Here is an 11,592-nt window from a genome sequence, read left to right on the forward strand (position 1 = left end):
TCAAATACTGCTGGCGCCGGTATCGGCCGTGCCAACTGTGTTGCGGAAAGTGGCAAACAGCTCGCGCCCCTGCCCGTATTCATTGCCCGACAGATCAGCCGTGGCGACCGGACGCTCCATCGCGCCGGGGGTCAGGACCGTCAGCTGCCCGTCGCGGGCATCGACGCGCACGATATCACCGTCTTGCAAACGTGCAATCGGTCCGCCGTCCACCGCTTCGGGGCAGACGTGGATCGCGCTCAGCACCTTGCCCGACGCGCCGGACATGCGCCCGTCGGTGACCAGCGCCACTTTCAGCCCCCGCGCCTGCAGGTTTGCCAGCACCGGCGTCAGGCTGTGCAGTTCGGGCATGCCGTTGGCTTTGGGCCCCTGAAAGCGCACGACGACGATGACATCCTCGTTGAACTCACCATTGCGATAGGCGTCTTTCACGCTTTCCTGATCATGGAACACGCGGACCGGCGCTTCGACGATGTGATGCTCCGGCTTCACGGCAGAGACTTTGGTGACCGCATTGCCCAGATTGCCCGCCAGACGTTTCAACCCGCCTGTGGGCTGGAAGGGATCGCCGATGGGGCGCACGATCTTTTCATTGAGCGTCTTGGTCGGCCCCGCCACCCATTCGACAGCGCCGTCTTTGAGCTTGGGATCTTGGGTATAGCGCGACAGCCCCTCGCCCGCGATGGTCCTGACGTCGTCATGCAGCAAGCCGCCCGACATCAGCTGCCCGATCATAAAGCCCAAGCCCCCCGCCGCGTGGAAGTGGTTCACGTCAGCCAAGCCGTTCGGATAGACCCGCGCCAGCAGCGGCGTGACATCAGCAAGGTCCGAGAAATCCTGCCAGTCCAACACGATACCACCGGCCCGCGCCATGGCGACAAGGTGGATCAGAAGGTTGGTCGACCCGCCCGTCGCATTCAGCCCAACGATGCCGTTCACATAGGCTTTTTCGTTCAGCACATCGCAGACAGGCGTATATTCATTGCCCAGATGACTGACAGCCAAAGCCCGCTGCGTGCCCGCCACCGTCAGCGCATCGCGCAGGGGCGTATTGGGGTTCACGAAAGACGCGCCGGGCAGGTGCAGGCCCATGAACTCCATCAACATCTGATTGGTGTTGGCCGTGCCATAGAAGGTACAGGTGCCCGGCCCGTGATAGGCCGCCATTTCCGAGGCCATCAGCTCTTCGCGGGTGGCTTCGCCTGCGGCAAACTTCTGGCGGACGATCGCTTTGTCATCGTTGGAAACACCCGATGTCATTGGCCCCGCTGGCAGGAAGATCGCAGGCAGATGACCAAACGCCTGCGCGGCGATGACCAATCCCGGTACGATCTTGTCGCAAACCCCCAGATAGATCGCGGAATCAAAAGTGTTGTGGCTCAGCCCGACCCCCGCTGCCATGGCGATGATATCGCGTGAAAACAGGCTCAGCTCCATCCCCGGGGTGCCTTGGGTCACGCCGTCACACATGGCAGGCACACCGCCGGCAACCTGCGCCGTCCCGCCCGCCGCGCGCGCGGTGTCGCGGATCAGGGTCGGAAAGCGTTCAAACGGCTGGTGCGCCGACAGCATGTCATTATAAGTCGTGATAATCCCGATATTGCCCGTCGATTGCGTCGCCAGTGCCGCCTGATCCTGCCCCGCACCGGCATAGGCATGTGCCTGCCCGCTGCACGACAGATGCGCCCGCGCGGGCCCGTCTTCGGCGGCGCGACGCATCCGCGCAAGATAGGCATCACGGCTTGGCGCGCTGCGTTTGATGATCCGGTCGGTGACGCGGGCTACGGTCTCGTTCAACATCAGGCTTCCCTTCGCGGCGGGGGTTGGCCCTAGGGGCTTCCCAGCAAATACGTAAGTATGTTAGCGCTAACTTATCACACCGGAGTGCCGTTTGCAAACCCGTTGCCGCCGCTGGCAAACCGAAGGGTGAAAATTGCCTTTCCCCGCCAAAACAGGTGGCCTACACCAATCAAATGACACAAATTGATCCTCCCTTTCTGATCGGCGTCGATGGCGGCGGCACCGGATGCCGCGTCGCTGTTGCCACCCCCGATGGCCGCATCCTTGCCGAAGCCACAGGGGGTCGCGCGAATGTCAGCACAGACTGCGCCGCCGCAATCGATAACATCCTGACCGCCACCCGCGAGGCAGTTGCGCAGGCGGGTCTGGACCTGTCCCATATGTCCCGCGCCGTGGCACATCTGGGGCTCGCAGGGTACACAGCGCCCGAATGGGGCCCGCGCGTGCAGGCCGGTCTGCCCTTTGCCAAATCCGTCGTGACCGAAGACACCACCACCACCCTCGTCGGTGCCGTGGGTGCGCAAGACTGCTATCTGATCGCGCTTGGCACAGGCACCATTGTGGGCCGCCAGAGGGCAGGTGTGCAAACCTGCATCGGCGGCTGGGGCTATCAGGTGTCGGATCAGGCCTCTGGCGCGTGGCTAGGGCACGGGGTGCTTGAACAGACGCTATTGGTCGTTGACGGGATCACCCCCGCCAGCCCGCTTTCACAACAGATGCTGGATAGGTTCGGCGGCGGCACGGGCATCGTCCAGTTCAGCCTCAAGGCGCGACCCGGCGACTTCGCCACCCTCGCCCCTGATGTGGTACAGGCCGCCACAAAGGGCGACAGCATCGGGCGGGCGCTGATGACACGCGGGGCTGACTACCTGACTCGCGCCCTCATCGCGCTGGATCACCAGCCCGACGACCATCTGTGTCTGACCGGAGGGGTCGGCCCGCATTACGCCGCCTATCTGCCCGAAACCCAGACCGCCCATCTTATTGCTGCCAAGGGCCGTGCACTGGATGGGGCAATCGCGCTGGCCCTGCGCGCAGCCCACGAAGGAAGTCACCCATGATCGCCTATACCGGAGCCCGTGTTTTCAACGGCCAGACGCTGCTGGTCGATCATGCGCTGGTGGTCGATGCCGGCGGCGCGACCAACATCATGCCACAGGCCGAGCTGCCACAGCGCACCAAGACACATCCGCTTGCAGGCGGCATCCTGTCGCCCGGTTTTGTTGATCTGCAAGTGAATGGCGGCGGCGGGGTGATGCTGAACAGCGCCCCTGATCTGGCCACGCTGCGTATCATGGCCACAGCGCACCGGCGGCTTGGCACCCATGCGCTCCTGCCCACGCTGATCACCGATACGCCCGCCCACAGCCGCGCCGCCATCGCCGCCGTGACCGAGGCGCTGCGCCAAGGCATTCCCGGCATCGCGGGCCTCCACCTTGAGGGGCCGCATCTGTCCGTTGCCCGTAAAGGCGCCCATGACGGCAGCCTGATCCGCCCCCTGTCTGACGATGATATGGCGATGCTGACTGATGCCGTGGCCCAGATCCCGAACCTGATGATGACCCTCGCCCCCGAAAACGCCACCCCCGATCAGATCGCGGCGCTGACGCAAGCGGGCGTGCTGGTGTCGCTGGGCCATAGCGATTGCGACTATGACACCGCCATGCGCGCCTTTGACGCCGGCGCCCGCATGGCGACGCATCTGTTCAACGCCATGAGCCAAGCCAATGCGCGCAGTCCCGGGCTGGTGGGCGCGGCGCTTGATCATCCGCGCGTGGCGTCGGGGCTGATTGCCGATGGGGTGCATGTGCATCCGGTCATGATCCGCGCCACCCTTGCCGCCAATCGCGGCGCGGCAGAGGTGTTTCTGGTGACCGACGCGATGGCGACTGGCGGCTCTGATATCACGAGCTTCACCCTGAACGACCGCGAGATTTTGCGCCGCGAGGGACGGCTGACGCTGGCCGACGGAACGCTGGCAGGGGCCGACCTGAGCCTGCTGCAAGCCGTGCGGTACATGCATAAGACAGTGGGTGAACCGTTAGAGCGATCCCTTGCCCGCGCCACGGTGATCCCTGCCGGCATGCTGCCGAAACCTCCGGAACTGGACCACGCCACAGCGATGATCTGGATCAAGGATGATCTGTCAGAGCTGCACTGGCTAACCGAGCTGTAGCCCGCACACCCCATGCCCACGAAAAAGGCGGCGCAGGCCTCCCCGCGCCGCCCCATATTTTTGCGTCAGTCACGCATCGCGCAACGCCCCGATGATCTGATCGAACGCCTCGCGGGCCTTGGCCCGCATTTCGTCGTCCGTGGCATCCTGAATAGGATGCGGCACCAGCACATAACGCGCGCCCTCCATGCCTAACGCCTTGCGCTGCGTTTCAGCGGCTTGGCCAAACACGCTCGAAGCGATGGAAACAGACGGGATCCCCTGGATTTCAAACCAGACTGTATCGTGCATACTGCACGTGGTACATGATCCTCAGTCCGCCAGCCCTTCGACCAGAAAATCGCATTCATCGCGGATCTGGTGGCGCAGCGTGTCGGGGCACGGTTTGGCGAAAGTCGGCTTTGTATAATGCCGGATCTCAACGCCGGGTGCGTTTTCGGTCAGCAACCTGTCCAGTTCATCCAGCAGGATATTGCCACGTGGCTTGCTGATATTCAGCAGCCCGACAACCCCCTGCACCGAACCGGAACGTTCGCTGATCTGACGCGCGACGGGGACACGTTCGTCCGTCGGGTCAAGAATTATTGTCATTCACGTCCTCCTCTGCTGTGAAACCTAGCCCAGATCGATCTTTCTGGAAACGGAAATCGACCCCACTTCGCCCGTGGCCCACCCGTGGAACGCGGAGGAAAATTTGCCCGCATCCCCACCAGCCACGACGATATGGATGTATTCCTTACCCGCGAATTTGGGGGCAAGCTGCGCCAGTTTTTCCGGCCCCATGCGTTCGGCATCCGCCACGGGGATACCCGCACCCGAATGGTCATCCTGCACCATCTCGGACAGCGGGCGCGCGGTGACCTGCTGAATGCGGTCGCGCAGCCGGTCCTTGGAATAGGGGCCATCGACGGTCAGCGTGTTGATATGTTCCGGGCAGACCACCAGCAGCGCGTCAATCGGCAGGTTGTGCATCTTGGGCAGGAAAACTCCTTCAAGCCCCTGCCCCAACGACCCTGCAATCTGATCCGGCCTGCGCGAGGTCTGGTCCACCAGATGCACCGGCCCGCCGGTCATGGCAAAGACGGTCACGACCGAATCCTCCGCCTTGAAACCACGCTCCACATGCAGCGGCTCCCAGGGGGAGCGTTCTTCGTTCTCGGCAAAGCACATGGTGTATTTCATCGGATTGCCCAAAACCGACCGTTCGACGCCGCCCGTAGTCGCGCCGCCGACATTGCGGATGATCAGCCGCAGCGCGCGCCCGATGGTGGCGTTGGCACGGTTCCCCGCGCCCAAAGCCCCCAAGCCGCCGTTCAACCCGATCTTGTCCACGATCGGCCCGTTCACCACCATAACCGTCGCCGCGCCCATGGTTGTCGCGGTGACCCCGTGGATGTTGAATTCATCCGTGCAGACGGCTTCGACGGCTGCGATCACCACGGGCAGATATTCAGGCTTACATCCCGCCATCACGGCGTTAATCGCGATCTTTTCGACCGTAGCGGGCCCCATATTCGGCGGCACTGTGGCGATCACATCCTGCGGATCACGATGCGTCCCCTCAAGCATGCGGATCACCCGTTCGGGCGTCGGCGGGACCAAGGGCAACCCGTCCGAGAACCCTTGATCGAACATGAATTCAGCCATGTCATCGCCGCTGGCGACCTCGACCTTGCGGGCGCGCAGACGGCTGCCTTCGGCCTCTGCCCGCAGCGCGTCGTACACCTCTGGGTCAAAGTGTTTCGACCCGCATCCGGGACGCCAAGCGGGCAAGCTGTCCCAATCGACCTGGGCGGCAGCTTTGCCGGTGGCACTGGCCATCTGGTCGGACAATGCCTGCCAGTCATCGCGCACAAACCCTTCGAAGTGGGTAACAACAGCACCGCTTTCATCAATCCAGTAAAGCGCGGGCACGATCTCGAAATCCCAGCTGAACGAGGTCTTGCAGCCCGCATCCTCAAGCACCGGCATGGTCAGCCCGTGACGCTGTGCGAAATCGGCGTTCTTCTCGCCGGACTGCCCCGGCACCAGAAACCGCACCGCATCGCCATAGGCCTGCGACAGCGCCTGCAGCACCGGCCCCGCGATATTGCAGGTCTCGCAATCCTCTTTCACGAAACAGACCAGCGCAGGGCCCGTGCCGTCAAAATGATGGGCTGCCCCTTGCAGATCCTTCAGGATAAATTCCGGTTTCTGATCGCTCATGTCGCCCCCTCCCAAGTATGCCGCTGCATACTGTGGGGGATCGTCAGGCATGTCCAGACGGGTTGGCGGAGACGGATGGGAATCGAACCCACCACACGCCGTATCGACGCGTCCATGGTTTTGAAGACCAGGGAAGCCACCAGACTCCGGTCGTCTCCGCGTTGTCACACCGTAGCCCTGCCGCAGGGCAAGCGAAAGCCTAATGCGTCTGCGGCGCGATCTGCCGCGTGTCACCAATCCGCAGGGTAATGCCTTGGGCGTCCAGATGCTCAAGCAGCGGCACGATGAACTTGCGGCTGGTGCCCAAAGCTGTGCGCGCCTCGCTGGTGGTAAAGGCCGTGGGCGGCGGGAAGGCCGCCGCGAGGGTCCGCTGCGCTTGGCCGATGGTCATTTCGTGAAACACGACCTGCTGTTTCAGCGCAATATTCGACAGCGGTACCAGCCGCCCCTGCGCCACCATCAGCGCGATCAGATCCGCGTCATCAGGCGCATCGAACTGCCGCAGATCAGGGGGCGTGTTGCAGCCCGCGCGAATACTCTCTTCAATCTCCGTCAGGCGCGCGACCTGATGCGGAGCAAGCGCTGCGAAGGGATCATGCCGTGCAAGGCTGACCAAACCGTCGCACAACACGACCTCTCCCGCCTTGACCAGCGCGGCTTGGGCAAAGGGCACCAAGCCCCGTAGCGGCGTCACCTGTTGCAGCAACGCAGGCGCGGCCCCCTGCTTGATTGGATGATCGGTGTGAAAGCGCTGCAAAACCTCCGCCACCGCCGCCTGCACCGCGTTGAGGTCGTCGGCCAGCGCGATATGTTCCGGCGATAACCGCATAACGCCCGTGGGCAGCGCAGCCGTCGCATCGCAGCGCGCCAACCGCACAAGATCGGACCACAGCGCCACCCCGCGCCCCTGCGCACAAAGCGCGGCGGCAAGCGCCGTACCATCCTGCTGCTGTGCCGCCTGCATCACCGCCAACCGCCGTCTGTCGCCCGCCCCGACTGCGGTGGCCTGCGGGTCAAGGATCACCGCACCCGCCAACGTCGCCGCAGGCGAAAGCTGACGCAACACCGCCGCCTGTCCGGCAAACCCCACCACCGGACGTGTGAACCGCACCTGCCCCAACCCCGCGCAACCCGGCGCGATCTGGCCACCGCCCATCAGCCTCAGGGTCGCGACCTCGTGCGCGGTGCCCCAAAGCACGCGCAGCTCTTGCATATGTTTGACCGGTCGCGGTGCCGTGTCAGAAACGGTTAACGATACATCCATACAGAGCGTTGCCGCCTGCCCGCCCGCACTGATCACATCGCCGCGGGCAATATCCTCTAGCGCGATACCGCGCAGGTTCACCGCGACCCGCTCGCCCGCCTCGACCATCGCCCGCGCCGCGCCGCGAGATTGCAGCCCGCGCACGACCGTCGCAGCACCGCTTGGCTGCACGGTCAGCGCCTCCCCAACCGCCAACGCTCCACCAAGCAGCGTACCCGTCACCACCGTCCCGCGCCCCGCCAGTGTGAACGCGCGGTCCACCGGCAAGAACGCCCCTGTCGGTGCGGCCCGCGTTGGCAAAGCGATGAACCGCCGCGCCAAGACCTGCCGCAGATGATCCGTCCCGCCAGCAGTCGTGGCCGAACAGGGCACCACGTCGGCCCCCGTAACGCCCTGCGCGGCAAGGGTATCCTCAATTTCCGCCAAACGGGCGGGCAGCGCTGCTTCGGGGAGCAAATCGGCCTTGGACACCGCGACCACCGCCACAGGCACCTGCAACAGCCTTGCAATCTGCACATGCTCGCGCGTTTGCGCAGCGACGCCATCCACGGCAGAAACCACCAGCAGCGCGCCCTGCGCCCCGCTTGCGCCAGACACCATCGTGCGCATGAAATCCTCGTGTCCCGGTGCGTCAATCAGATCAAGCGTACCGCCTGCCATCTCGCAATGCGCAAAGCCCAGCGCTATCGACAGACCACGGGCTTTTTCCTCGGCCAGCCGGTCCGTCTCCATCCCAGTGAGGGCGCGCACCAGCGCCGTCTTGCCATGATCCACATGGCCGATCACGATGACGCAGGCCGAGGTCATGAGGTGGCTATCGCGCCCAGCGCCGCAACGATATCGGGCAGCTCGTCATCCGTTACCGTGCGCATGTCCAACCACAGCTTTCCGTGATGGATGCGCCCGATAATCGGCACCACCCCCCCGCGCAGCCTGTCGCCCAGCGCTTCCGGGGAAAGGGCATCACAGACCACCACGACGCTCACACTTTCCAAGTCCTGCTGGGGCAACGATCCACCACCGACATAGGCAGCGGACGGGGTGACCGATGCTGTGACGCCATTCATAACCTCTAGCGACGCCGCCAGTTTCTGCGCCCGCACCTCGACCTCCGCCAGGGGCTGCGAGAGCGCGCGCAAGACCGGCACCCGCGCCAACGGATCATGGGGCGGCAGGTACAGTCGCAAGGTTGCCTCAAGTGCGGCGAGGGACAGCTTGTCGATCCGCAAAGCCCGCAGCAGCGGATGCTTGCGCAACCCCGCAATAATGTCGGCTCGCCCCGCGATGATCCCCGCCTGTGGCCCGCCGAGCAGCTTGTCGCCCGAAAACATGACCAGATCGACGCCTGCTTTCAAAATATCCGCCACCACTGGTTCGTCCCGCAGACCGAAGGGCGACAGGTCAATCAGCACGCCGCTGCCCAGATCTTCCATCAGGATCAGGTCCCGCTCTGCTGCCAATTGCGCCAAAGCCGTGCGTGACGGGGCAGAGGTAAACCCGACAATGCGAAAATTGCTGGTATGGCTTTTCAACAGAACCGCCGTGTCCTCATCCACCGCGTCGGCATAATCGCTAAGCCGGGTTTTGTTCGTGGCGCCGACTTCTTTCAGGACTGCCCCGCTTTGAGCGATGACGTCAGGCAGGCGGAATGATCCGCCAATTTCGATCAGCTCCCCCCGCGACGCGATCACCTTGCGCCCCGACGCGGTTCCCATCAACGCCAGCACCACCGCCGCGGCACAGTTATTCACGATCAACGCCGCCTCTGCACCCGTCAACTGACAGATCAACGCCTCGGCATGGTCATACCGCGATCCACGCTTGCCGGTAGCAAGGTTCAGTTCAAGGTTCGACGGACGCGCACCGATGTCGCGCATCGCTTGCAAGGCTTCGGGCGCAAGGCGGGCACGGCCAAGATTGGTGTGGATGATGATACCCGTCGCGTTGATCACGGGACGCAGGTTCGGCTCGCGAACCACCTCAATCCGATCTGCAAGGGTGCGGGCAAAACCGTCGCTGGTAAAATCAGGCAGATCGACAGCCGCGCCGCTCAGGATATCGCCGCGCAGCGCGTCCAGTGTCAGCCGCAAGGCGCTGCGCACTTCCTCGTGGCTATAGGCGGCGACCACTTTGGCAATCGGTGGCTGCTGCAACAACGTATTGATCTGTGGCAAATGTCTTAGCTGGCTGTTCACGCAGTGCCCCCCGATGGCTGGAGGTGCAGTGTATTCACGCCCGCCCGGGGGGCAAGCGAGATCGGTCACCGCATCTGCGTCGCATGTGACAGCAACACACCACCACCACCGGCAAACCGCAGCCCATTACATCGCCAATGCTAAGCCGCCGTGGCCTCGCGCACAGCGATATCGGCCATTTTCAAGATCGCCTCACGGCTGTCGGCAACCGCGATAAAACGACCGTTGTGACAGAACTTGGCCCCCTGTACGCCGGACGCCTCTTCAAGCGCGGCGTCTTTCAGGCCCGCCCATGCGACCGGCAGATCCGCACGGTTTTCAAAGGTATCATCCCCCGACCGGATCGTCGTCAGCGTCCATTCAGACCCACGTGGGTGGATGACAAACAGCAGGTGGTCTGCACCCGCCTTGATCACCGGCCCCCGAAACGGCATGCCCATCGGCAGGTCCAGCACATGCCCATCACCCGCAGCGTCAATCGCGGCCAATACCATCGCTTCGGCACGGAACTTGGCGGCCTTTCGGCGGATGGAGGCTTCGACAAAGGCGCGCGCAATGGGCAAGGCGGCGGCGAAGGCACGGTCGTCCACACCCTCTTCGCGGTCATCGAACACGGGCTTGAGGCTTTCCAGCAGTGCCGGCAGGGTAAGACCGGCAAACAGTGGCCCCGCCTCTGACGCGTTGACGGCACCATTGTCCAGCAGGTCGATCGGCAGGACAAACCCGCGATCAAAGCTGTCGTGAATGGCGTTTACATCCGCCTCTGGCACATCAAGCGCGCGCAGATAATCGTGCCCATAATGCGCCCAGATCAGCCCGAATGAACTGTAGGGCTGGCCGTCTTCACGCAGTGGATTGGGACGTTGGTGGTGGTCAAATATCCCTGCCTCAGCATCAAAATCGCCGCCCACATCATAGATGATGCGCCCTGCTGCGGGCGTGATCAGCGCCATCTCGCGGCTGCGCAAGATCGTTGCATCGGGGAACAGCCGTGTCAGGATGACTGACGACAATAGCTCGTCCGCATGAAAGCCGCCGGAGTGGGTCACGAGTTGGGTGATCGTCATGAGTTGGTACCTTTGCGCGTCTGTTCATCGATCGAAAAAGAAAACGGGCGACCTTGGAAGGGGCCGCCCTGTGTATTGCGTCTCGCTCACACCGCCCGCCTCGGGCCTAGCATGAGAAAAAGTAGAAAGTGTTAATGCGTCCAGGCCCCGCGGCGCGCTGTGGCAAAGTTTTCGCCATAGCCACCAGCGCGCACATTCGCGCGGCGCTTGTTGGGATCTTGGACCATCGCGTCGATATTGTGGTCACGGGCGTATTCGACCGCTTCTTCCTTGGTCGCGAACTGCAAGCGCACCTGAGTTTGCGTGTCTTTCGACGAGGTCCAGCCCATCAACGGGTCAATTTCGCGCGCGTGCTCGGGGTCAAACTCAAGCAACCAAACGCGGGTTTTGGCAGTGCCAGAGGACATGGCAGTTCGGGAAGGCTGATAAATACGCGCGCGCATCGCTAAATCTCCGCTGTGATTGGGCGGTTTATCAGCCAAATACAGCCAAGGATCAAGGCATCACAGTGAATTGTGACAAATTCGGGTTACATATGCTGCGACGCAGCATAAGCTGATCCCATGCAATCGGAGCACATCCCATGAACCCTCTTACCCTAATGACGCTAAATACCAACCTCGCCAAGCTGATGATCGACACCCAAGCTGTTATGACGCTTAGGCTTTTGGCGATGGCCGGTGCCCTACCACAGTCCCGCGGAGAGAACGCCCGCATGGTCAATGAAAAGGGACCTGCCATGGCAAAAGCCTATGAGGCGGCCACCAAAGCCGCCTTTGCCGGGGGCACACCTGATCAGATTCTCTCGGCCGCGATGGCACCGGTAAGCAAAAAGGTCAGCGCCAACCGCAAGCGCCTGACCAAATAAGCCTGCGACGAAAGCGA

At 63.0% G+C, this 11,592-nt stretch carries 10 protein-coding genes and 1 tRNA gene; 3 read left to right on the plus strand and 8 right to left on the minus strand.

The window, feature by feature from the left end:
• Positions 1–1,800, minus strand: a complete 1,800-nt coding sequence (gene edd / locus GLP52_RS10120; protein WP_237273526.1) for a phosphogluconate dehydratase — start codon at positions 1,798–1,800, stop codon at positions 1–3.
• A 173-nt stretch (positions 1,801–1,973) separates the two neighbouring features.
• On the opposite strand from edd, the gene GLP52_RS10125 reads away from it, so the two are divergent.
• Positions 1,974–2,861, plus strand: a complete 888-nt coding sequence (locus tag GLP52_RS10125; RefSeq protein ID WP_237272325.1) for a BadF/BadG/BcrA/BcrD ATPase family protein — start codon at positions 1,974–1,976, stop codon at positions 2,859–2,861.
• Positions 2,858–3,976, plus strand: a complete 1,119-nt coding sequence (gene nagA, locus GLP52_RS10130) for an N-acetylglucosamine-6-phosphate deacetylase (protein WP_237272326.1) — start codon at positions 2,858–2,860, stop codon at positions 3,974–3,976. Before GLP52_RS10125 ends, nagA begins: the two co-directional genes overlap by 4 nt.
• A 69-nt stretch (positions 3,977–4,045) precedes the next feature.
• On the opposite strand, the gene GLP52_RS19505 is transcribed toward nagA, so the two are convergent.
• From GLP52_RS19505 to GLP52_RS10170, 7 genes are all read right to left on the minus strand, one after another.
• Positions 4,046–4,567 carry a UGSC family (seleno)protein gene (locus tag GLP52_RS19505; RefSeq protein WP_258182285.1) on the minus strand — a complete coding sequence of 174 codons (522 nt, stop codon included), beginning with the start codon at positions 4,565–4,567 and terminating at the stop codon, positions 4,046–4,048.
• A gap of 24 nt (positions 4,568–4,591) precedes the next feature.
• Positions 4,592–6,181, minus strand: coding sequence for a TlpA family protein disulfide reductase (locus GLP52_RS10145; protein WP_237272327.1), 1,590 nt, complete (start codon positions 6,179–6,181; stop codon positions 4,592–4,594).
• A 63-nt stretch (positions 6,182–6,244) separates the two neighbouring features.
• A tRNA-Sec gene (locus GLP52_RS10150) sits at positions 6,245–6,339 on the minus strand.
• 41 nt (positions 6,340–6,380) lie between these two features.
• Entirely contained in the window at positions 6,381–8,252 is a 1,872-nt protein-coding gene (gene selB, locus GLP52_RS10155; protein ID WP_237272328.1) for a selenocysteine-specific translation elongation factor, read from the minus strand.
• Positions 8,249–9,640, minus strand: coding sequence for an L-seryl-tRNA(Sec) selenium transferase (gene selA / locus GLP52_RS10160; protein WP_237272329.1), 1,392 nt, complete (start codon positions 9,638–9,640; stop codon positions 8,249–8,251). The genes selB and selA overlap by 4 nt, the downstream gene beginning before the upstream one ends.
• A 140-nt stretch (positions 9,641–9,780) precedes the next feature.
• Positions 9,781–10,707 carry an MYG1 family protein gene (locus GLP52_RS10165; protein WP_093731386.1) on the minus strand — a complete coding sequence of 309 codons (927 nt, stop codon included), beginning with the start codon at positions 10,705–10,707 and terminating at the stop codon, positions 9,781–9,783.
• 131 nt (positions 10,708–10,838) lie between these two features.
• Complete coding sequence (locus GLP52_RS10170) at positions 10,839–11,150, minus strand: ETC complex I subunit (protein ID WP_093731387.1); 312 nt, start codon at positions 11,148–11,150, stop codon at positions 10,839–10,841.
• A 140-nt stretch (positions 11,151–11,290) separates the two neighbouring features.
• Between GLP52_RS10170 and GLP52_RS10175 the strand changes: the two genes are divergently transcribed.
• Positions 11,291–11,575, plus strand: a complete 285-nt coding sequence (locus tag GLP52_RS10175; RefSeq protein WP_093731388.1) for an antifreeze protein — start codon at positions 11,291–11,293, stop codon at positions 11,573–11,575.
• The last annotated feature ends 17 nt before the right edge of the window (positions 11,576–11,592 follow it).

The sequence above is a fragment of the Sulfitobacter sp. M22 genome, from assembly GCF_021736025.1.
Classification (GTDB): domain Bacteria; phylum Pseudomonadota; class Alphaproteobacteria; order Rhodobacterales; family Rhodobacteraceae; genus Sulfitobacter; species Sulfitobacter litoralis.